The organism is Cupriavidus sp. 01L43 (assembly GCF_056399925.1).
Window position 1 is genome coordinate 55,591 of sequence record NZ_JBFTSH010000016.1, and the last position, 22,451, is coordinate 78,041.

Annotated in this window: 19 protein-coding genes; 8 read left to right on the forward strand and 11 right to left on the reverse strand. The window is 68.0% G+C overall.

Translation table 11 applies throughout. The features are described 5' to 3' along the window. Positions 1-25: 25 nt before the first annotated feature. From AC1DP9_RS22220 to AC1DP9_RS22230, 3 genes are all read right to left on the reverse strand, one after another. On the reverse strand, positions 26-181 hold the full coding sequence (locus tag AC1DP9_RS22220; RefSeq protein WP_477108518.1) for a hypothetical protein: 156 nt from the start codon (positions 179-181) through the stop codon (positions 26-28). Between the two features lie 60 nt (positions 182-241). Then, complete coding sequence (locus tag AC1DP9_RS22225) at positions 242-808, reverse strand: A24 family peptidase (protein WP_477108519.1); 567 nt, start codon at positions 806-808, stop codon at positions 242-244. Positions 809-878: 70 nt separating this feature from the next. Next, on the reverse strand, positions 879-1,058 hold the full coding sequence (locus AC1DP9_RS22230; RefSeq protein WP_477108520.1) for a Flp family type IVb pilin: 180 nt from the start codon (positions 1,056-1,058) through the stop codon (positions 879-881). Between the two features lie 1,201 nt (positions 1,059-2,259). Here AC1DP9_RS22230 and AC1DP9_RS22235 point away from each other — a divergent pair. Continuing rightward, positions 2,260-3,528 carry an MFS transporter gene (locus AC1DP9_RS22235; RefSeq protein ID WP_092298460.1) on the forward strand — a complete coding sequence of 423 codons (1,269 nt, stop codon included), beginning with the start codon at positions 2,260-2,262 and terminating at the stop codon, positions 3,526-3,528. Between the two features lie 44 nt (positions 3,529-3,572). On the opposite strand, the gene AC1DP9_RS22240 is transcribed toward AC1DP9_RS22235, so the two are convergent. The 4 genes from AC1DP9_RS22240 to hemL form a co-directional block, all read right to left on the reverse strand. Next, on the reverse strand, positions 3,573-4,091 hold the full coding sequence (locus tag AC1DP9_RS22240) for a TPM domain-containing protein (protein ID WP_441591864.1): 519 nt from the start codon (positions 4,089-4,091) through the stop codon (positions 3,573-3,575). A 15-nt stretch (positions 4,092-4,106) separates the two neighbouring features. Then, positions 4,107-4,946 carry a TPM domain-containing protein gene (locus AC1DP9_RS22245; RefSeq protein WP_477108521.1) on the reverse strand — a complete coding sequence of 280 codons (840 nt, stop codon included), beginning with the start codon at positions 4,944-4,946 and terminating at the stop codon, positions 4,107-4,109. A 17-nt stretch (positions 4,947-4,963) separates the two neighbouring features. After that, positions 4,964-5,590, reverse strand: a complete 627-nt coding sequence (locus AC1DP9_RS22250; RefSeq protein ID WP_092298288.1) for a LemA family protein — start codon at positions 5,588-5,590, stop codon at positions 4,964-4,966. 137 nt (positions 5,591-5,727) lie between these two features. Next, positions 5,728-7,020: a glutamate-1-semialdehyde 2,1-aminomutase gene (gene hemL, locus AC1DP9_RS22255; protein ID WP_092298291.1), complete on the reverse strand. Its 1,293-nt coding sequence runs from the start codon at positions 7,018-7,020 to the stop codon at positions 5,728-5,730. A gap of 249 nt (positions 7,021-7,269) precedes the next feature. Here hemL and AC1DP9_RS22260 point away from each other — a divergent pair, with 249 nt between their 5' ends. From AC1DP9_RS22260 to AC1DP9_RS22285, 6 genes are all read left to right on the forward strand, one after another. Then, positions 7,270-7,440, forward strand: a complete 171-nt coding sequence (locus AC1DP9_RS22260; protein WP_092298462.1) for a rubredoxin — start codon at positions 7,270-7,272, stop codon at positions 7,438-7,440. A gap of 323 nt (positions 7,441-7,763) precedes the next feature. Next, on the forward strand, positions 7,764-8,249 hold the full coding sequence (locus AC1DP9_RS22265; RefSeq protein ID WP_092298294.1) for a response regulator: 486 nt from the start codon (positions 7,764-7,766) through the stop codon (positions 8,247-8,249). 41 nt (positions 8,250-8,290) lie between these two features. After that, on the forward strand, positions 8,291-8,659 hold the full coding sequence (locus AC1DP9_RS22270; RefSeq protein WP_092298297.1) for a response regulator: 369 nt from the start codon (positions 8,291-8,293) through the stop codon (positions 8,657-8,659). Positions 8,660-8,789: 130 nt separating this feature from the next. After that, positions 8,790-9,353 (forward strand): chemotaxis protein CheW, encoded by a 564-nt coding sequence (locus AC1DP9_RS22275; protein WP_092298465.1) that lies wholly within the window; start codon positions 8,790-8,792, stop codon positions 9,351-9,353. Positions 9,354-9,445: 92 nt separating this feature from the next. Then, positions 9,446-11,647 carry a methyl-accepting chemotaxis protein gene (locus AC1DP9_RS22280; protein ID WP_477108522.1) on the forward strand — a complete coding sequence of 734 codons (2,202 nt, stop codon included), beginning with the start codon at positions 9,446-9,448 and terminating at the stop codon, positions 11,645-11,647. Positions 11,648-11,698: 51 nt separating this feature from the next. After that, the gene (locus AC1DP9_RS22285; RefSeq protein WP_477108523.1) at positions 11,699-17,710 is read left to right on the forward strand and encodes a hybrid sensor histidine kinase/response regulator; all 6,012 of its coding nucleotides are present in this window, start codon (positions 11,699-11,701) and stop codon (positions 17,708-17,710) included. Between the two features lie 88 nt (positions 17,711-17,798). Here AC1DP9_RS22285 and AC1DP9_RS22290 read toward each other — a convergent pair whose 3' ends face one another. From AC1DP9_RS22290 to AC1DP9_RS22305, 4 genes are all read right to left on the reverse strand, one after another. Then, positions 17,799-19,112, reverse strand: coding sequence for an MFS transporter (locus AC1DP9_RS22290; protein ID WP_477108524.1), 1,314 nt, complete (start codon positions 19,110-19,112; stop codon positions 17,799-17,801). Positions 19,113-19,171: 59 nt separating this feature from the next. After that, positions 19,172-19,945, reverse strand: coding sequence for an SDR family oxidoreductase (locus AC1DP9_RS22295; RefSeq protein WP_477108525.1), 774 nt, complete (start codon positions 19,943-19,945; stop codon positions 19,172-19,174). Positions 19,946-20,013: 68 nt separating this feature from the next. Then, positions 20,014-20,256, reverse strand: a complete 243-nt coding sequence (locus AC1DP9_RS22300) for a hypothetical protein (protein ID WP_092298312.1) — start codon at positions 20,254-20,256, stop codon at positions 20,014-20,016. Then, a complete protein-coding gene (locus AC1DP9_RS22305; protein ID WP_092298315.1) occupies positions 20,249-21,685 on the reverse strand; it encodes an aldehyde dehydrogenase family protein in 1,437 nt (478 codons plus the stop codon). Before AC1DP9_RS22305 ends, AC1DP9_RS22300 begins: the two co-directional genes overlap by 8 nt. Positions 21,686-21,873: 188 nt before the next feature. Here AC1DP9_RS22305 and ppa point away from each other — a divergent pair, with 188 nt between their 5' ends. Further along, positions 21,874-22,401, forward strand: coding sequence for an inorganic diphosphatase (gene ppa, locus AC1DP9_RS22310; RefSeq protein ID WP_092298318.1), 528 nt, complete (start codon positions 21,874-21,876; stop codon positions 22,399-22,401). Positions 22,402-22,451: the final 50 nt, after the last annotated feature.

Sequence of the window (22,451 nt, forward strand, 5' to 3'; positions counted from 1 at the left end):
CCTGCGTGGTACTGCTGAGGGTGGTCTAGTGGTGGAAGACCCAGCCGATGTGCTGGCGCAGGGTGCGCGCCGCCTGGGCGGGCGGTTGCGCCAGCGGGGCGCGGTCGAACAGGCGCGACGGGCAGCGGCGTTGGCGGGTGGCGCTGTCGGCGCTGGCGTTGTTGCGGATCTTCGTGGTCATGGTGCTTCTCCCGTTCCTGCCCGGTCTGGCCGGGCTGTTCCTTCTCTTGTGCCGGGCGTGTCAGAGCACGCCGGTCATCACCAGCAACACGCCTGCCGCAATCGCTACCGCGTAGGGCAGGCGCGCAGTCGTCTGGGTCCGTGCCGTGGCGGCGGGCGCCACCGTGTAGGGCATCCACAGCAGCGTGGAAAACATCGCCTGCAGCGTGCGGCGGGCGTGCCGGCGGGCGATCATCACGGTGATGGCCAGCACGCCACCGGCGAGCAGGGTGCCGAGCAGGATCATCGGCATCGCGGCAGGACCCACGCACGCGCCGATGGCGGCCATCAGCTTGGCGTCGCCGGCGCCCACGGCGCCGAGCAGGTAGAGCAGAAGGAACGGCACCAGGCCGGCCGCGAGGCCAGTGAACCAGTGCCAGGCGCCCGCACTGGCGCCCAGCAGCGCGGTCTGCAGCAGCAATGCCGCGGCGGCGCCGGCCAGGTTCAGCCAGTTGGGAATCCGGTGGCTGCGCAGGTCGGTGACCACCGCTACGCTCACCAGCGCGAGGACGCAGCCGGTGGTGAGGGCATCGAACGCGCCAATCTGGCTGGCGAGGCGTTCGGCAAGCGGGGTGAAGGACGGATGCATGGCAGCCTCTTGCAAGGGGTTGGGCCAGCGGCGGCCCGGTGCGCAGCGTCACGCGCCGGGCCGTGGCGGCTCAGGCAGCGGAGAGCGCGTTCTTGATGTCGGTCCAGATCGTGGTCACGGACGACTTGACCGTCGGACCGGCCGCGACCATGCAGAGGGCCACGAAGGCCAGCAGCAGGGCGTACTCGATGCCGGCAGCGCCGTCTTCTTCCTGGGCAAAACGCTTGATGCCATCGAACATGGTGGTCATGTCTTTCTCCTTCACTTCACGGTGGATGGGAAAAAAGCGCCCGCTGGAGATCGGGCACAAGGTTTCGGCCGAACTTCCGACCGAGGCCAAACCGAAAAGCCGACACTGACGTGGCATCTTTCCGATTCCACCTGGCTCAGGCTCGCGTCGCCCCGGCAAAACCGGTCCGGCGCCAGTCACCCGATGCATGGCGACTCCCTGCGCATGCATCCTGGTTGGGTGCCGCGGACCGGTCCGATGCTTCTCCAGGAACCCGTCCGCGCCTGACAGTGCTGCAAAACTGCTTCACGTCGCGGCGGCGGCGCTGCCGACTTACCGCCTGACCGTTCTGCCGGACCGGCCATGCAGCTGGCCGATCGCTTTTCCTCCCCGGGCGCTGACGCTGTTGTCACCGCCTTTCCCCGTCCCACTTGTTATCTCGAATCGTCCTGGCACCTGTCTTTGCGGGTGACCCGGCGTTCCGTGGTTGTGACAGCTTCAGCGACGAACGTGCCACGACGCGTAAGTCGTTGATTTGTATAGGAGTGGGGTTTGGCCACTGCGTCATTCGCGAAACGATGTAACTAAATGTTTCTGGATGGTTACGTGTCGGGTTTGATACGCCGCTACGGGTTTTTCCGGCGAATGGGCAGTATTCGATGCATACAGGCGTCGATAAATGGTGAATACGATCCATGGCCTGCCTTACACCCCACTCAATGGGAGCAGGGGGCAAAGCGGTCAAAATGGTTGCAATCATGAAGCGCCGATTACGCCATTTCGCAGGACCCTCATCCTTCCGGCTCGGGTGCGCCGGGGCTGTGCTTACCTGAAACGCGGTAGGTCGAGATCGGCGGGGATGCGTTGGGACCCCTTATGGGCATGCTGTGAAGCCGATGTGCCGGTCGGTCGTTTGGACGAGGCCGAGAGGAGAAGGATTGCGTACGGCACGCGGTCTCATCCTGGTGGTGGAGGCGAGAGCCGAAAATCGGCAAATCGGGTCGTGAGGCAGAAACGTTCCAATATTGAAACTAGGCCACGAAACGCCCCTTTCGCGTTTCGAATTTGATGCGGCGTTATCACCGCTTTTTGCGATGGTGGACCGTGCTCTGTTACAACTCGGAAACAGACATCGCCAATGTTCTGCAAGGCTGACACGGGTCAACCCGCATTGCCGCCGCGTGGTATCTTTCGCAGGTTTTGCACCACGATGGTGAAGATCATGCCAGGCGCCTCCCCGACAACCCCCTCCGATTCCCTCGCTTCCCAACCGAACCAGGCCGCCAACCCCCGCTGGCGCGTGCTCGCGGTGTTTTCGCTTGGGTTTCTGGTCTCATATATCTTCCGGGGCGTGAATCTCGGCTTCGCGCCGTTCCTGACGCGCGAGCTAGGCCTGTCGGCGGCCGATCTGGGGCTGCTCACCAGTTTCTATTTCCTCGGCTTTGCCTGCGCGCAACTGCCGGCCGGCATCCTGCTCGACCGCTACGGCCCGCGCCGTACCGAGGCCGCCTTGCTGCTGCTGGCCGTCGCCGGGTCGCTGGTGTTCGCCTTCGCCCCGGGCATGGCCGGCCTGGCCGCCGGGCGGGCGATGATCGGCGTGGGGGTGTCGGTCTGCCTCGGCGCGGCCATCCAGGCGCTGTCGATGTGGTTCCCGCTGTCACGCATGCCGTTGCTGAACGGGCTGGTGATGGCGATCGGCGGGCTGGGCGCGGTGGTGGTCGGCAGCCCGCTGTCCTGGCTGCTGGCCTGGACGGACTGGCGCACCATTAGCGTCGGGCTGGCGGCGCTGTCGTTCGCCATGGCCGTGCTGCTCTGGTTCGGCGTGCCGGACGCCCGGCGCCCGGGCAAGGAAACCTTCGCCGAGCAACTGCGCGGCACGCGGCTGATCCTGGTCAGCGAGAAGTTCTGGCGGGTGGTGCCGCTGACGCTGCTGAACCAGGGCATCTTCCTGGCCGTGCAGACGCTCTGGGTCAGCGCGTTCATGCGCGATGTGCAGGGGCTGGCGCCGTCCGAGGGCGCGCGGCTGGTGTCGGTGATCGGCTTCGCCATGATGGCCGGCTGCGTCGGCGCGGGCTGGGCCGCCCGGCACCTGGAGCGGCGCGGGGTGAGCCTCTACGCGTTCGCCGGCTTCGGGATGATCGGCTTCATCGTCGTGCAGCTACTGCTGATGGCGCGGCTGCCGTTCGTGCCGCTCGCCGTGCTGTGGGCGGCCTACGGGGTGTTCGGCTCCAGCGGGATCCTGACCTACGCACTGCTGGCGCGGCGCTTCCCCGACGCGCTGATCGGGCGGGCGACGACAGCCATGACGTTGACTGTTTTCCTCGCGACCTTTGTGTTTCAGGTGGGGATTGGGTTTGTGCTCGATTTCTGGCCGTCATCCGGGGGGCGTTATCCGGTTGTGGCGCATTGGGTGGTTTGGGGTGGGTTGGTGGGGCTGCAGGTTGTGGCGGCGGGGTGGTATTTGATGGAGAAGCGGGGAGGGAAGGTTTGAGGGGCGGTGTTGGGTTTTGAGCCCAAAAGCCAACACCCCAAACCTCAGAGCACCATCGGCCGATCGTCCAACTCATTCCGATTAAACCCATCCCCCGAAGGAAAATGCTCCATCAGCAGCGCATGGATCTCCCCCACCGCATCCAGCACTGGCCGTACCGACAGCGACTCCCGTAGCCCCACCGTCAGCCCGGCGCAAACCTTCTCCCACACCCGCGCGCTAACGCACGCGTCAATCCCCCGGTCCGCGAGGATTTCCACCGCGTGGTCAGCCAGATTGATATAGAGCAGCACGCCCGTGTGGTCCTCGGTGTTCCACACCTCCAGTGCGCCGAACAGCGCCCGGGCGCGTTCGCGTGGCGTGGTGCCGCGCCAGGCCAGTTCCCACGGCATGCTGGCCTCGATGACCACGCGGACTTCCCCGCGATGATGCTGTTCGCCGGCGTGCACGGCCACCTGCAACTGGTGCTGGGCCTCGGCGGGGAACGCCTTGCGCGCCGCCGATGATGTCGAGCCGAGGTGCCGTAGCGCCCGCTTGAGAGACTTCTCCCTGATTGCTTTCATCAGCCAGCCTCCCGATTACCAGTTACCCGAGGCGCCGCCGCCGTCGAAGCCGCCGCCGCCTCCGCCGCTGAATCCGCCGCCACCACCGCCGCCGCCGAAGCCGCCACCACCTCCACCCCAGCGGCGCCCGACCTCATACCCGCCCAGCCCGCCCAATCCACCAGCCGTGGTGGTCGGCCAGCCGCGCCGGCCGGTCACGATCTGCGGGCCGCGTCCGCGCCGCAGGATCGCTGAAAGAAAGAAAAATACGACGATGGCGAGCGGGAACAGCACGGGCAGCCAGTCGTTGAGGGCAGAGGTCGCTGCATTGCCGGCTTTCCGCTCGGGCCCAGGCAGCGCCTCCTTGTCGATGGCGGCCTGGATGGCCGAGATGCCTGCCGCGAGGCCGCCGTAGAAGTCGTTCTGGCGGAAGTGCGGGGCCATCACGTCGCGCAGGATGCGCGAGGACACCGCGTCGGTCAGCGACCCCTGCACGCCGCGCCCGGTCTCGATGCGCATCTTGCGCAAGCCGGGCGGGTTGTCTTTGGCGATCAGCAGGATCACCCCGTCGTCGATGCTCTGGCGCCCCGCCTTCCACGCGTCCGCCACGCGGATGCTGTACTGGTCGATGGTCTCGGGCTCGGTCGTCGGCACCATCAGCACGAAGATCTGGCTGCCGCGCTGTTGCTCGTACTCGGCCAGCACGTTTTCCAGCGCGGCGCGCTGTTGCGGGGCCAGCGTGCCGGTCAGGTCGGTCACGCGCTGGGTGAGCGGCGGCACCGCGACAAAGCCGTCTGCCGCCCGGGCGGGATGGGCGGCGAACATCGCCGCAAGGCATAGCCAGATGCCGAAAAAGCGGAGCAGGGCGGCGCGCATGATGGCGATGCGCCGCGTCAGAACTTGACGGCCGGCGGCGTGGAGATGGCCTTCTCGTTCTCCACCGTGAACGACGGCTTGACCGGGTAGCCGAACACCTTGGCCGTGAGATTGGTCGGGAAGCTGCGCGCCAGGACGTTGTACGACTGCACCGCCGCGATATAGCGCTGCCGCGCCACGGTGATGCGGTTCTCGGTGCCTTCGAGCTGCGATTGCAGGTCGCGGAACGCGGCGTCGGCCTTCAGTTGGGGATAGTTCTCGGAGATCGCCAGCAGGCGCGACAGCGCGCTGGTCAGCTGCCCCTGTGCCTGCTGGAAGCGGGCGAAGGCCTCGGGATCGTTGAGTGTCTCCGGCGTCACCTGAATGCTGGTGGCCTGGGCGCGGGCCTTGGTCACTGCCTCGAGCGTCTCGCGCTCATGGCTGGCGTAGCCCTTGACCGTGGCGACCAGGTTCGGGATCAGGTCCGCGCGGCGCTGGTACTGGTTGACGACTTCGCCCCATGCCGCCTTGACGGCCTCGTCCTTCGACTGGAAATCGTTGTAGCCGCAGGCGCTGAGCAGGCTGGCCAGCAGGGCCATGGCGAGCCAGCGGCCAAGGGCGGCGGGCGAGGGCAGGACGAACAGGGATGGGAGGGCAGCGCGCATCGATGACTCCTGGAATGGCCGGGATCGGCAAAATCCAAGTGTAGCGCACGGCATTGGGGCGCCGCCCTGAGTGTGAAGGAAGAGTAAGGGGAGAGCGAGGCGCGCCGGGCGCGCCTCTTGGGTCACTCGACAGCCGCTTAGCCGGCCTGGAAGGCGCGGGCGGCCGCTTCCACGGTAGTGGCGATGATCGCGTCGTCGTGCTTGGCCGAGACAAAGCCGGCTTCGAACGCCGATGGCGCCAGGTACACGCCCTCGTTAAGCATGGCGTGGAAGAAGCGGTTGAAGCGCCCGACGTCGGCCTTGGTTACCTCGGCGAAGCTGGTCGGCACCGTCTGGGTGAAATAGAGGCCGAACATGCCGCCGATGGCGTCCGCGGCGAACGGCACGTTGGCGGCACGGGCAGCGGCGGTCAGGCCATCAGTCAGCTTGCGCGTCTGCGCGGCCAGCTGGTCGTGGAAGCCCGGCGCCTGGATCAGCTTCAGCGTGGTCAGGCCGGCGGCCACGGCCAGCGGGTTGCCGGACAGCGTGCCGGCCTGATAGACACCGCCCAGCGGCGCCAGCTTGGCCATGATGTCGCGCCGGCCGCCGAACGCTGCCGCCGGCATGCCGCCGCCAATCACCTTGCCCAGGCAGGTCATGTCCGGTTTGATGCCGTAGTGGGCCTGCGCGCCGCCCAGCGCCACGCGGAAGCCGGTCATCACTTCGTCGAAGATCAGCACGGCGCCGTGCTCGCTGCACAGGTTGCGCATGGACTGGAGGAAAGCGGCCGTGGCGCGCACCAGGTTCATGTTGCCGGCTATCGGCTCCACGATCACGGCGGCGATCTCGCCCTTGTGGCGCGCGAAGGCTTCCTCGAGCTGGGTGACGTTGTTGTACTCGAGCACCATGGTGTGGCGCGTCACGTCGGCGGGCACGCCGGCCGAGGACGGCGCGTTCTGGGTGGTGTCCGCGAAGGTCAGCAGGCCCGAGCCGGCCTTGACCAGCAGGCTGTCCGCGTGGCCGTGGTAGCAGCCCTCGAACTTGATGATCAGGTCGCGCCCGGTGAAGCCGCGCGCCAGCCGCAGCGCGCTCATGGTGGCCTCCGTGCCGGACGACACCAGCCGCACCTGCTCGATCGACGGCACCAGCTTGCAGATTTCCTCGGCCATCTCGATCTCGCCCTCGGTGGGCGCGCCGAAGGAGAAGCTTCCGGCGGCGGTGTCCTGCACGGCCTTGACCACGGCCGGGTGGGCGTGGCCGAGGATCATCGGCCCCCAGGAGCCGATGTAGTCGATATAGCGCTGGCCGTCCGCATCCCACATATAGGCGCCCTCGGCGCGGGTGATGAAGCGCGGCGTGCCGCCCACGGAGCGGAAGGCGCGCACGGGCGAGTTCACGCCACCGGGAATGGTCTGCTGGGCGCGGTCGAAAAGCTGCTGGTTACGGGACATGGCAGGAGTTGTAATCCGATACAGGATGAAAATGGGCTTGCCGGGGGCCGGAGCCGGGCGGCTAGCGGTCAGATGCCGGAAAAGCAGGCAATCTGGGCGAAATACGCGCCGTTTGAACGGCATCTGCACGCTAACATGCGCAAACGCGACGATATTGGCAGGATTGCGCCGCCCCATGGGTGGCGCCGGCGGCGCGGTTTATGTACCATCTGCGCTGGAATTTTAATGGAGAGTGGCAAGAGCCTGCATATGGAATACAAGACTTGGATGTGCCTGATCTGCGGTTGGATCTACGACGAGGCCACCGGTTCGCCGGAAGACGGCATCGCGCCGGGCACCAAATGGGAAGACGTGCCGATCAACTGGACCTGTCCGGAGTGCGGCGCGCGCAAGGAAGACTTCGAGATGGTGGCGATCTGACGCCTGGCCGTCATCCACCCCGAAAACCCCGACGCGTCGCGCCAAAGCGACAGATCGGCGGGCCGCGCCGGACGAACCGGATTGACGGCCCCACCGCGAGTCGTCACACTTTGCGGCAAAACTAGCACTATCAGAGCAATAACACAGCAATACGTCGGGCGGACGCACGGGTCGCGCCGCCGGCGCCGGTCGGATTGACCGGGCTTTTTTTGATTGGGAATTTGGAAATCGGGGGCCGCCGGCGCGCCAAGCGCTGCCGTGCGGGTGTTCTCAAGTGAATACCGGCGCCTGCATTCGTGCGGGCAGCTGGTCGCGGGAACAGTATGCGGGTCGCTCAAACAGAAGAAAACACGTCCGTCGATGGGGTCAACACCGGCGACGCCGGTGCCGTCAAGGCAGCCGCGGCATTGCGCCGCAAGATCCTTGTGATCGACGATTCCAGCACCATCCGCCGGACGGCGGAGATCTTCCTGTCGCAGGCAGGCTATCAGGTCATGCTCGCCGAGGATGGCTTCGAGGCGCTCGCCAAGGTCGGCGACATGCACCCGGACGTCATCTTCTGCGACATCCTGATGCCCCGGCTGGACGGCTACCAAACCTGTTCCCTGATCAAGAAAAGCCCGAGGTTCCACGCGATCCCGGTGATCATGCTGTCGTCCCGCGACGGCGTGTTCGACCGTTCGCGCGGCAAGCTCGTCGGCGCGCACGACCATCTCGCCAAGCCCTTTTCCCGTGAAGCCCTGATGCAGGCCGTAGAGACCTGCCTTGGCGGCTGTGCGCAGGAAGAGGGTGCGGTCGTGGCGGCCTGACCCTGAACGCCGCCACGCAAAAGCATCCAGGAAACACACCAATGACCATCAGCAAAATCCTTATCGTCGACGATTCCCCCACCGAAGCGCTGTTCATGTCCGACTTGCTCGGCAAGAAGGGTTTCAAGGTCTCGGTGGCCGGCAACAGCGACCAGGCCATGGCCCGGCTCGAGGCGGAAGCCTTCGACCTGATCCTGATGGATGTGGTCATGCCCGGCCAGAACGGCTACCAGACCACCCGCGCCATCAAGCGCGACGACCGCTTCAAGGACATTCCCGTGATCATGTGCACCAGCAAGGGCCTCGACACGGACCGCATCTGGGGGATGCGCCAGGGCGCATCGGACTACATCGTCAAGCCGGTGGACAGCGACGAGCTGCTGTCGAAGATCGCCGCGCTGGCGCACTGAGCCGCACCGAACTGCCTGCCGGGCCGATGGGGCCCGGGGTTTGCCGTCACGCCGCCCGCTGCGACGCGGGCAGGGGTGACGCTGTGTCCGCCATCTGCCAGGCGGTCTCTTATCCACCGGTATGCCGACCATGAACGCGCCGCGCCAAGACATCCGTGCCCGCCAGACCCGCTTGCAGGACTATCAGGCCATGCTGGCCCGTCGCCTGCGCGACGCGCGCAACCTGCCCGCCGTGGACAGCTACCTCGGCGTGCTGGTGGGCCAGCGCCACTGGCTGCTGCCGCTGCCCGATACCGGCGAGGTGCTGGAGATGCGCCAGCCGGCCGGCGTGCCGCTGACCCAGCCGTGGTACCGCGGACTGGTCAACGCGCGGGGCAACCTGCTCGGGGTGATCGATTTCGGCCTGTTCTGCGGCGAGGGGCACACGCCCGTGCAGCCGGGCAGCAAGATCGTGGTGCTGTCGCGCCACGTGGAGCGCGCGTGCGGGATCATCGCCACGCGGGTGGTGGGGCTGCGCCATGCCGGCGACCTCTCGCTGCCGCACGGCGACGCCCCGGCGGGGCACGCGGATCTCGCCGCCGAATGGCACGGCCCGCGCTTCGCGGACCGCGACGGGCGCGACTGGCAGGTGCTGGACATTCGCCAGCTGCTGGACGCCCCGGCGTTCCTCCAGGTGGGCCGCGTGGTGGCCTGAGCCGATGGTCGAAAGCCGATAGCTGACAGTCGATAGCCGAACATCAAGACGCAGTACCAACGAATCAAAAAACAAACGGACAGAGGGTTGCTATGGGTATCAAGAAGATGAGCCTGGGACGCCGGACGGCTGCCGCGGGAGCCGCCGCCGAAGCCGTGGCGCCGCGCCGGTCGGTGTTCGCCAAGGGCAGCGCTGGCGCTGACAAGGGCGGCCTGGGCCGTACCCCGGTGGAGCAACTGTCCGGCTGGCTGTCGCGCATGCCGTTCGCGTCGCAGCAGCGTACGCTGACGGTGGGCGTGGTGGTGTCGCTGGTGGCACTGCTGGCCTCGGTGTATCTCGATAACCGCCAGGCCACCAACGGCGCGGCGCAGATCGAAATCGCCGGTAACATGCTGATGCACTCGCAGCGTCTGGGTAAGGCGGTGCCGGTGGCACTGCTGGGGAACGCACAGGCCTTCACGCAGCTGCGCCAGTCCAAGGAACAGCTCACGGCCGACCTGCTGGCGCTCCAGAACGGCAGCGACGAGAAGCACGTCAGCGCCACCACGGGCACGGCGATTCCGCTGCTCGAGACCGCCATGAACTCGTGGAAGCGCTCCGAGAAGAGCGCCGGCGACGTGCTGGCCCAGCAGCCGATTCTGACCACCATCGGCCAGACGCTCCAGATCTTCAACGCCTCGAACCCCGAACTGCTCGAGGCCGCCGAACAGGTGGCCGCGATCAAGCTCCAGGCCGGCTCCAACGCCCGCGAGGTGGCCGCCTCCGCGCAGCTCGTGATGCTGACCCAGCGCCTGGGTAAGAACCTGAACGAGTTCCTCTCCGGCGAAGGCGTCAACCCCGAAACCGCGTTCCTGCTCGGCAAGGACACCAACACCTTCCGCGAAACGCTGGACGGCCTGATGAACGGCTCGGACGCCCTGCGCCTGACCGCCTCCACCGACGCCGAGACGCGCAGCTACCTCCAGCAGCTCTCGCAGCGCTTCGAGGCCGTGCAGAAGACCACGCAGACGATTCTCCAGAACCTGCCGGGCCTGATCGCCGCCAAGCGCGCCCAGCAGCAGATCTTCAACGACAACGAGGCCCTGCGCGGCGAGCTGTCCACGCTCCAGACCGCCTACTCGGACGGCGCCCGCTACCGCCCCTGGACCCTCGGGGCGACCATCGTGTCCGCGCTGTCCACGCTGATCTTCCTGGCCGGGCTGGCCGCGCTCTACCTGCGCGACTCGCGCGTCCGGGCGCTGGAAGCCGAGGCGCGCGAACGCGAGGCCGAAGCCCGCCGCCTCGACGAAAAGCGTAACAACGACGCCACCCAGAAGGCCATTCTGCAGCTGATGAACGAGCTGCAGGACATCGCTGACGGTGACTTGACGCGTCAGGCCACCGTGACCGAGGACATCACCGGCGCCATCGCCGACTCGGTGAACTACACCGTGGAAGAACTGAAGGAACTGGTCGGCCGGGTGCAGCAGACCGCCGTGGACGTGCAGCAGGCCTCGAGCCAGGTGCAGGAAACCTCGGTGCAACTCGCCGCCACGACCGAAGAGCAATCGCGCCAGATCCGCCAGACCGGCGAGTCGGTGGTGGAGATGGCAGACCGCATCACGCAGGTGTCGCGCGGCGCGGCGGAGTCCGCCAACGTGGCCCGCGCCTCGCTGGCCGCTGCGGAGCAGGGCCAGCAGGCTGTGGAAAACGCGATTACCGGCATGAACGGCATCCGCGACCAGATTCAGGAAACGTCGAAGCGGATCAAGCGTCTGGGCGAGTCGTCGCAGGAGATTGGCGAAATCGTCGAACTGATCTCGGACATTACCGAACAGACCAACGTGCTGGCACTGAACGCCGCCATCCAGGCGGCTTCGGCCGGCGAGGCAGGCCGCGGCTTCTCGGTGGTGGCGGAAGAAGTGCAGCGTCTGGCCGAACGTTCCGGCGAGGCCACCAAGCAGATCGGCGCGCTGATCCGCACGATTCAGACCGATACCCAGGACGCCGTGCACGCCATGGAGCGCAGCACGCAGGGCGTGGTGGAAGGGGCGCGGCTGTCCGATAACGCCGGTGCCGCACTGGTCGAGATCGGCCGGGTGTCGCGCCAGCTGGCCGAGCTGATCGAACAGATCTCGCAGACCACCTCGCACGAGGCCGGGCTGGCCACCAACGTGGCGCGCCACATCGACGGCATTCTCCAGGTGACCGCCCAGACCACGTCCGGTACGCGCCAGACCGCCACCTCGGTGCGCCAGCTGACGGCACTGACCGAAGAACTGCGTAACTCGGTGTCGCGGTTCAAGATCGCCTGACTTGCATAAAACCTGCATCGAGGCCCGCGCGCGGGCGCAACGGATTGTGTCATGTCATTGAATTTTTCCGTATCGAGCGACGTGGCTGACCCGGCCGCGCCGCAACCGCCGGTGCAGGGCGAGGCCGCCACGCCGGCCGCCGTGCCGCAGCGCGACCTGTCGGTGCTGGCCTGGCTCGCGCCGAGCCTGCGTACCGCGCTGGACGATGCCGCCGCCGAGCTTGGCCACTATGTGGACGAGATCCAGCAGGCCCCCGAGGCGCTGGGCGCGCGCGACACCACGTCGCTGCGCCTGGCCGGCCAGCAGCTGCACCAGGCTGCCGGGGCGGTACACATCGTCGGCCTGCGTGGCGTGGATGCGCACTGCCAGGCCATGCGCCGCCTGCTGGAAGCCATCGACGCCGGTACCGTCGCCGCCAGCCCGGAGACGCTCGGCGTGTTCCGGCGCGGCGTGCAGGCGCTGGCCGAGTATGTCGATGACCTGATGGCCGGCGATCCCGAGGACCCGCTGCGCCTGTTCCAGCCCTACGCCGACGCCCTTGTCCTGATGAAGGAGGAGCGCGTCCATCCGGCCGACCTGTGGCTGGAGGAATTGCAGATGCTGCCCGGCATCGTGCTGCCCACGCGCTCCACGTCGTCGGTCACGCGCGCGCGCCAGCGCTTCGAGGCCGCGCTGCTCAAGGCGCTGCGCCTGCCCACGCCCTGCACGGACGGCGCGCTGCTGCGCGAAGCCTACCTGCCGCTGCAAACGGCGCTGGACGATGTTCGGAACCACGAACAGAACGCGCGCCGCACCACCGATACCCCGGACCGGGGCATCTGGCTGACGCTGTCGATGGTGTTCCGCGCGCTGGCGCACGGGCTGCTGCCGTCCGACCTGCTCGCCAAGCGCTTCGCCGCGCGCGCCCACCTGCTGCTGCGCCAGTACCTGCAAGGGCAGGTGCGCGTGCCGCAGGCGCTGCTCAACGATGCCGTGTTCCTGCTGGTCAGCACCGGCCTGACGCCCGATGGCCCTGAGGACACCACGCCGCCGGCGGTACAGGCCGCCGTGCAGGTGCTGCGCGCCGACATCGCGCGCGGCCTGCAGGCTTTCCGCGTCGATCCGGCCCACGCCGTGGCGCGTGCCGACTATCGCCGGCGCTACTACGGCTGGCTCGATCCGATCGACACGCGCAACCTCCAGAACGCCGCCGCCGCGATCGAGCGCGCGGCTGCCGACGATCAGGCCGGATGGGAACTCGCGCTGGCTTCGCTGGCCGAGGCCGCGCAGCCGCTGGCCCAGCCCGCGCTCCAGCACTGCCTGAGCGCCGCTGTTGCCCATTCCGCTGCCCATGCCGGGCAGCGCAACGTGCCCGGCGAGACCGGGGCCGCCCTGGGGCCAACCGGCGTAGCGCTGTTCCTCGCGCGCGCGCTGGCCATGCCGTGGCGCGTGCATGGCCAGTCCGGCCATGCGTCCGCCGCCGAATTCGCCGCCCGCTGCGACCAGCTCGCCGCCTGCCTGGCCGACCCCGCCGCCACCGCGCCTGACTGGCTCGCCACGATGGTCGAGACCGCCAACGCCCAGGCGCTGCGCGCCGAGGCCGTGACCCGGCTGCGCGCCCAGCTCGACAGCGGCGAGTCCTGGCTCGATACCTTCGATCGCAACGCGGCCAAGCCCGATGCCGTCAACACGCTCGGCGATGCCGCGCAGGCGTTTGGCGGGCTGCTGGCCACGCTGGAGCGTTTGATCGGTAGCGCCGCGATGCCGGAAGGCATCGACGAAGCCGCCACCGCCGCACTGGCCGCCACGCGCGCCGTGCTGGCGCGGCTGGACGTGCTGCGTGGCATCGACACCCAGCCGGCCCGCGTGGCCCAGTTGTCCGAGATTGCCGCCGAACTCGGCGCGGTGCATGCCTTTGCCGACATCCTCGAATTCGGCCGCCGTCAGGCCGATGCCACCGACGACGACGCGCTCGCGCCGCGCCGGAACGACGAGGTGCCCGCCACCGCGCTGGCTGCCGCGCGCCACGCCGCGATGGACGCCATCCGCGTAGCCGCCGGCGCCGATTCGCCCGAGATCCAGCGCCTGCGCGCCGCCTTGCAGGCTGTGAGCGACCAGGCCGCCATCGACGACGATGCCGCGCTGCGCCGCCAGGTCACCGACGCCACCACGCAGCTGCACGCGTGGCTGGCCGGCAGCGACTCCGCCGCCGAACGCATGATCGTGGCGCTGGCCGACCCGATGCCCGCCGCCGGGCTGGCCTCGTCCGCCGCGCCGTCCGCCCCGATGCCGAGCGACGCCGCCGGGGTCGACGCCGAACTGCTCGAGATCTTCCTGTCCGAAGCCGAGGAAGTGCTCGGCAACATCGCCGCCGACTTGCCCGGCGGGCTCGACGCGCTGCGCGACGCCGACGTGCTGAGCCGCACACGCCGCGCCTTCCACACGCTCAAGGGTTCCAGCCGCATGGTCGGCCTGAACCGCTACGGCGAGGCCGCGTGGGCTATCGAACAGGTGATGAACCTGTGGATTGCCGAGGCACGCGAGCCGATGCCCGCGCTGCTGGCGCTGCTGCACCACGCGCACGATCTGCTGCGCGAATGGGCCGTCGCCCTGCAGGCCGACGCCGGCACCCAGCGCGACATCGCCGCGCTTGTGGCGGAAGCCCAGGCCGTGCGCGAGCCCGGTCAGGCCGATCTGTCTGCCGATGCGCCCGCCGCGGCGCCGGAAGATGCCATCGATTCGCTCGATGCCCTGCTGGCCCACGCCCAGGCCAACGCGCCCGGGCAGGCCGCCCCGGCGCAGCCGGTCGCCCCTGAGCAGCCGGCGGCCGAGGCCGAGGACAGCAATGTGCTGCCGTTCCGCCTCTCGGGCGGGCTGGCCAGCGACGACGACCACTACAAGGTGATTGGCCCGGTGCGCATCGGGCTGGCGCTCTACAACGTCTACCTGCAGGAGGCCGACGATCTGGTGCGCCAGTTCGCCACCGACCTGTCCGAGTGGAAGCACGAGAACCATCCGTGCCCGAGCGAGCTGGCGCTGCGCGTGGCGCATACGCTGCAGGGCAGTGCCTCCACGGTGGGGCTGGAGCCGGTGCGGGACATCGCCGAGGCCCTCGAACAACTGCTGTTGCTGCTGGGCCGCCACCCCGTGGTGATGCATCCGGGCGACTTCCGCCTGCTCGAGCAGGCCGTGGAGCGGCTGCGCGCGATGCTGCACCAGTTCGCCGCCGGGGTCTGGCCCGATGCCGACCCGGCGCTGTGCCGTGACCTGAACGATTTCGGCGAACGCGCGCTGATGCGCCCGCGCGCCACCGTGACGGGCGAGCAGGCGCAGGCGGACCAGGAAGGCTCGGTCGCGCAGCTATTCGGCAATACCCAGATCCTGCAGGCCACGCCGCTGTCGCCGCTGCCGCCCGTTAGCGAGCCGGCCGCGCCGACCCCGGCACTGCCGGCCGTGACCGATGCGCCGGCCAAGCTGACGCCGATCACCTCGCTGCCGCCGGTGGCCCCGCCGACGCTAACGCCCATCAGCCCGGTCACTCCGATGCACGACGCCGTGGTCATCGCCATGCCGACGGCGCCGCGTCATGAGCAGGTGGCTGTCGCCCATGTCTCCGCGCAGTCGCCGGAGGTGCCGCAGTCGGACGAATCGCTCGACGCCTCGTCGCTGGACGCCGATCTGGTCGACATCTTCCTGGAGGAGGCGCACGGCAGCCTGCCCGAACTCGGCAAGCTGGTGCGCACCTGGGAAGCCACGCCCGAGGAGACGCAGCAGGGCGGGCTGGTGCTGCGCGCGCTGCACACGCTCAAGGGCAGCGCCCGCATGGCCGGCGCGATGGCGCTGGGGCAGGCCGCGCATGAAATGGAAACGCTGCTGGAAGCCAGCGTGCGCGGCCAGCGCGTGACGCCGGACCTGTTCGGCAAGCTCTACGCCTGGTACGACCGGATCCTCGCGCACGTGGACGCGCTCCAGAACGGCCGCCTGCTGCCGGTGGACGATGCCGATGTGGTGAACGGGCTGGTCGAGCCGGACGCAGTGCCCGCTGCCTCGGCCGATGCGCCGGCTGCCATCACGGCATCGACCGACACCCCGGGCACCGCACTGGCCACGACCGCTCCGCAACTGCCGGCCACTGCTACCAAGGCCCCGGAGGCCGACCGCCAGCGCGCGCTGGTGCGCGTGCAGGCCCGGGCGCTGGACACGCTGATCAACGACGCCGGCGAAGTCGGCGCCACGCGCGCCCGGCTGGACAGCGAGCTGGAAGCGCTGCGCGCTTACCTCGGCGAACTGAACGACAACGTGGGGCGTCTGCGCACCCAGTTGCGCGAGATCGAAATCCAGGCCGAGACGCAGATGGCGTCGCGGATTGCCGATACGCAGCAGAGCCCGGACTTCGATCCGCTCGAGTTCGACCGCTTCACGCGGTTCCAGGAACTGACGCGGATGATGGCCGAGTCCGTGAACGACGTGGCCACGGTGGAGCAGAACCTGCAGCGCGGCTTCGACCGCGCCTCGGGTGACCTCGCCGCACAGGCCCGGCTCACGCGCGGCCTGCAACGCGGGCTGATGCAGGCCCGCATGGTGCAGTTCGATGCACTGGCCGAACGGCTGTACCGCGTGGCGCGCCAGTCGGCCACCGAAACCGGCAAGGAAGTGCGCCTGCTGATCAAGGGCGGCACGGTGGAGATCGACCGCTCGGTGCTGGACCGCATGGCCGGCCCGATCGAGCACTTGATCCGCAACGCCGTGGTGCACGGCATCGAGCCGGCGGACGCGCGCCGCGCGGCGGGCAAGTCCACCACGGGTGCCCTGACGCTGGAAGTGCAGCAGGAAGGCAACGAGGTGGTGCTGACCTTCTTCGACGACGGCGGCGGGCTGGACCTCGGGCGCATCCGCGAGCGGGCCATCAGCCGTCAGTTGCTGACGCACGAGGAAGACGCCAGCGACGCGCGCCTGACCGAGATGATTTTCACGCCGGGCTTCTCGACGGCGGACGAGGTGTCCGAGCTGGCCGGGCGCGGCGTGGGCATGGACGTAGTCCGGGCCGAAACCGTGGCGCTGGGTGGGCGCATCACGCTCTCCACCGAGGCGGGCCGGGGCACCAGCTTCACGGTGCACCTGCCGCTGACCACGGCCATCACGCAGGTGCTGCTGGTCTCGCTGGGCGGCCGCCTGTATGCGATGCCGAGCGGCATGATCGACCAGGTCCACCAGCTGCGCGAAAAGCCGCTGCTGGAAGCCTACAACGCCGGCCGCTTCGGCGCGACGACGGGTCCGGGCGCCGGTGTGGAAGCGCCGTTCTACTATTTCGGCACGCTGCTCGAAGAGAGCGCGGCGATCGCCTCGGGCCGGAAGTACTCGCCCGTGGTGGTGGTGCGCTCGGGCGCGGACCGCGTGGCGGTGCACGTGGACGAGGTGATCGGCAACCGCGAAGTGGTGGTGAAGCACATCGGCCCCCACCTCGCGCGTCTGGAAGGCATTGCCGGCGCCACCACGCTCGGCGATGGCGAGATCGTGCTGATCTACAACCCGGTGGTGCTGGCGCAGCGGTTCGTGCGCGAGCGCGGCGAGGTGACGCCGACGGCGCTTCTGGCATCGACCGACAACACCGGCGCGGTGGCCGAGTTCGTCGGGGCAGGGGATGCCCGGCCGGTCTCGGGCCTGATGACGCAGCCTACCGTGATGGTGGTCGACGATTCGCTGACGGTGCGCAAGGCCAGCCAGCGGCTGCTGACGCGCGCGGGCTACCAGGTGGTGCTGGCGCGCGATGGCGTGGACGCGCTGCGGCAGTTGCAGGAGGTGATGCCGGACGCGATGCTCGTGGATATCGAGATGCCGAACATGGACGGCTTCGACCTCACGCGCAACGTCCGCGCCGATAGCCGCACCACGCACATGCCGGTGGTGATGATTACGTCACGTACGGCCGAGAAGCACCGCCGCTACGCGGCCGAGATCGGCGTGAACGTCTATCTGGGCAAGCCGTTCAATGAGGATGAACTGCTGCGTACGCTGCGCCAGTTGATCGGCGAGAAGGCCGGCAACGCTGCCGGCTCGGTGGCTCAGATGCTGGGCGACGCCTGACGCATCTGACGTAGTCAGAAAAAAAGGCCGGCGCTTCGTCAAGCGCCGGCCCTTTTTCTTTGTGTTGCCTTGATAGCGATCGGCTACCTCAGCCAGCCTTGCGATTCACCATCGTCGCCGGCACCGACAGCGTCAGCGCCGCGCCCGCCACCAGGCAGATCGCCAGCAGATACATGCCCGAGTCGGTGCTCTGGGTCAGGTCCTTGAGCCAGCCCACCGCGTAGGGGCTGATAAAGCCGGCCAGGTTGCCGAGCGAGTTGATCAGCGCGATACCAGCCGCTGCGCCCGTGCCGGCCAGGAAGGCCGTGGGCAGGCTCCAGAACAGCGGCAGCGTGGTCAGGATGCCGATGGTGGCCAGCGTCAGCGCCACCATGGCCAGCGTGGTGTCGCCATGCCACTGCACCGACAGCACCAGCCCCACCGCCCCGGCCAGCGCCGGCAGCGCGATATGCCAGCGCCGCTCGCCCCGCTTGTCGGCGCTATACGCCACCAGGATCATGCCGATCACGGCGCAGCCGTAGGGAATCGCCGTCAGCAGGCCGATGTCCAGCGCGCCCTTCACGCCGGTCTGCTTGATGATCGTCGGCAGCCAGAAACTCACGCCGTAGAGGCCCATCACGAAGCAGAAGTAGATCGCGCTCATCAGCCAGACGCGCGGGCTGGACAGCACCTTGCGGATCGGCGGGTCTTCCTTGTGCTGCTCCTCGTTGGCGATATTGCGCTCGAGCAGCGCCTTCTCGTCCTCGGTCAGCCACTTGGCGTGGCGGATGCGGTCATCGAGGTAGGCGAGCACCCACAGGCCGACCAGGATCGACGGAATGCCTTCGAGCAGGAACATCCACTGCCAGCCGGACCAGCCGTTGTGGCCATCGAACGCCTGCATGACCCAGCCGGACAGCGGCCCGCCGATCACGCCCGAGAGCGCGATAGCCGTCATGAAAAACGTGGTGGTGCGCCCGCGCCGCTCCGCCGGGTACCAGTAGGTCAGGTACAGGATGATGCCGGGGAAGAATCCCGCTTCGGCCACGCCAAGCAGGAAACGCAGCACGTAGAACATCGTCGGCGTGGTCACGAACATCATCGACGCCGAGATCAAGCCCCAGGTGATCATGATCCGGGCGATCCAGATGCGCGCGCCCACGCGATGCAGGATCACGTTGCTGGGGACCTCGAACAGGAAGTAGCCGATGAAGAAGATGCCGGCACCCAGCCCGTAGATGGTCTCGCTGAACTTGAGGTCGTTGAGCATCTGGAGCTTGGCGAAGCCCACGTTCACGCGGTCCAGGTAGGCCACCACGTAGCACAGCAACAGAAAGGGCACGAGGCGCCAGCTCACCTTGCGGTAGGTGGCGTCTTCGAAACCGGCGTCGCGCACGCCGGGGTTCACTGCGGTCGTTGTCATGAATGTCTCCTCATTGGGTTCTTATAAGACGTTGCCGCGGGTTGTGAAGGGGGCGGGCGCTACACGCAGCGCCCGCCGTCCACTTCGATACAGGTGCCGGTGATGAACGCCGCCTCGTCCGAGGCGAGGTAGAGGCAGGCATTGGCCACGTCCTGCGGGGTGGACATGCGCCCCATGGGGATCGTGGCGAGGAATTTGGCGCGGTTCTCGGGGGTGTCCGGCAGGCCCATGAACTGTTCGAGCAGGCCGGTGGCCCCGATCACCGGGTTGACGCAGTTCACGCGGATGTTGTCCGGGCCGAGTTCGGCCGCCATGGCCTTGCTGGCCGTGATGACGGCGCCCTTGCTGCCGTTGTACCAGACCAGCCCCGGGCGGGGCCGGATGCCGGCGGTGGAAGCCACGTTGACGAAGTTGCCGCCGCCGCGCTGGCGGAAGTGGGGGATGAAGTGCCGGGCCGACCAGTAGATGCTCTTGACGTTGACCGCGTAGACGCGGTCGAACTCGTCCTCGGTGATCTCCAGGATCGGCTTGTTGCGATGGGTGGTGCCGGCGTTGTTGACCACGATGTGCACGTCGCCGAAGGCGGCCAGCGTGGCGTCGCGCATGGCGGCCACGTCGTCGCCCTGGGCTACGTCGGCCCGGACGGCGCGGGCGTTGCCACCGGTCTCGCCATATTGTTCGCGGATCGCGGCGGCGACGCGCTCGGCCGCCTCCAGGTTCAGGTCGGCCACCATCACGGCGGCGCCTTCGCGCGCGAACGTATGGGCGATGCCTTCGCCGAAGCCCGAGCCACCGCCCGTGACCACGGCCACCTTGCCAGCCAGTCTTGCCATGTTGCTGTCTCCTATATCGATAGGCCCGTCGCGGTCTTGGCGCCGCTGGCGGGCATGCTGCTAGTTAACTAGTGCGAGAACGGCCCCCGTCCGCGCAGGGCGTTGGCCACCATCATCACGGCCAGCAGGAAGGGCAGGGCCACGTAGAGGCACCAGTGGACGCGGTCGCCCACGGTGTCGCCCCATTTGCGCTTGAACACCTGCAGGCGGGGCATGCCGGACGGGTTGGTGGCACGCTTGTTCCGGACATGCCAGGCCATCCAGAAAAAGAAGATGGCGAACGCGATCGACAGAAAATTGATGTTACCCATGTTGAATGGCGATGGTTTTCAGAGTGGTGAATCCGTACAGGGCCTCGAAGCCCTTCTCGCGGCCATAGCCCGACTGGCCGGTGCCGCCGAACGGCAGCTCCACGCCGCCGCCGGCGCCGTAGTTGTTGATGAAGACCTGCCCGGCGCGCAGCTTGCGGGCCAGCCGTAGCTGGCGGGCGCCGTCGCGCGTCCACAGCCCGGCCACCAGCCCGTAGGCGGTGCCGTTGGCGAGGCGCAGCGCTTCTTCCTCGCTATCGAAGGGCATCGCCGCCAGCAGCGGGCCGAAGACTTCCTCCTGGGCCAGCCGGTGCGTGGGCGGCACGTCGCGGAACAGCATCGGCACCTGGTAGTAGCCAGACTCCGGGGCCTCGCCGACGATCTGGCCCTGCGCCATCACCGCAATACCGGCGTGCTGGGCATCGGAAACGAAGTCCCAGACGCGTTGCTGCTGCTTGCGGCTGATCAGCGGGCCGCATTCGAGGTCGAGTTGGGACGGCCCCACGCGCAGCGACTCGAACACGCCCGAGAGCCGGTCCAGCAGGGTCTCGTAGACAGAGCGCTCCACCAGCAGCCGGCTGCCGGCCGAGCAGGTCTGGCCGGCGTTCTGGACGATGCCGTTGACGATGACGGGCAGCAGCACGTCCAGGTCGGCATCGGCAAACACGATCTGCGGGGACTTGCCGCCCAGTTCCAGCGTCACCGGCACATGGTTTTCGGCCGCCAGCTGGGCGACGATCTTGCCGGTCTCGGGCGAGCCCGTGAAGGAGATATGGTTGATGCCCGGATGGCGGGCCAGCGCGGCGCCGGCCTCGTGGCCATAGCCAGTGACGATATTGAGCGCGCCTTCCGGCAGGCCGGCCTCGGCAGCCAGTTCGGCCACGCGCAGCAGGGACAGGCAGGCATCCTCCGCAGGCTTGACCACGCAGGCGTTGCCGGTGGCCAGGGCCGCGCCGACGCTGCGGCCGAAGATCTGGAGCGGGTAGTTCCAGGGGATGATGTGGCCCGTCACGCCGTGCGGCTCGCGCACGGTCAGCACCGTGTAGCCGGGCTGGTAGGGGATGGTCTGGCCGTGCAGCTTGTCCGCCGCGCCGGCGTAGAACTCGAAATAGCGGGCCACGGCGCGGGCGTCCGCGCGGGCCTGGCGCAGCGGCTTGCCGGTGTCGCGGGCCTCCAGCGCGGCCAGTTCATCCTCGTGGTCCATCAGCTTGACGGCCACGCGGTTCAACAGGCGGACACGCTCTGCAGGTGCCATGGCACCCCAGGCGCCCTCGGCGGCCTGGCGGGCGGCCAGCACGGCCACGCTGATGTCCGTGCTGTTGCCACGGGCAATCTCGGCGAACGGCTCGCCGTTGGAGGGATCGAAAACCTTGATGCGCAGGCCGGAATCGGGGGCGATCAGGCGGTTGGCGACGAAGTGCTGGGCGTGCATGCTTATCTCCGTGCTCGGGTATGGAGCGACTGCTGAATCGGGAATGCCGCATTATCGCGCACCGTGCGCGCCGCGCAAGGCACTTGGTACTTCGGGCGCGGCGCGGCTGCGGCGCTTGTCAGCGTGGGGTCAGGAGCGACCCGCTATAATGCCCGCCATCCCACAACACTGGCATTCGGAGAACTCGCATGAGCTTCAACCTCGTCTCCCCGGGCAAGGACCTTCCCAACGATTTCAACGTCATCATCGAGATTTCGGCTCAGAGCGATCCGGTGAAGTACGAGGCCGACAAGGAAACCGGCCTGCTGTTCGTCGACCGTTTCATCGGCACGGGTATGCGCTACCCGGCCAACTACGGCTTCATTCCGAAAACGCTGTCCGGTGATGGCGACCCGGTGGACGTGCTGGTGCTGACGCCGTTCCCGATCCTGGCCGGCGCGGTGGTGCGCTGCCGTGCGCTCGGCATGCTGAAGATGACCGACGAGTCCGGCGTGGACGCCAAGCTGGTGGCCGTGCCCGTGGACAAGCTGAGCCCGGCTACCGCCTTCATGAAGGGCCTGTCCGACGTGCCGCAAAACACGCTCGACCAGATCAAGCACTTCTTTGAGCACTACAAGGCACTTGAGGCCGGCAAGTGGGTCAAGGTGGACGGCTGGGCCGGCATCGAGGAAGCCCACAAGGAAATCACCGACGGCGTGGCGAACTTCAAGAAGTAAGCTGGTTCGCACCAGATCGATGATCGATAAAAAACCCGCCAGTTGGCGGG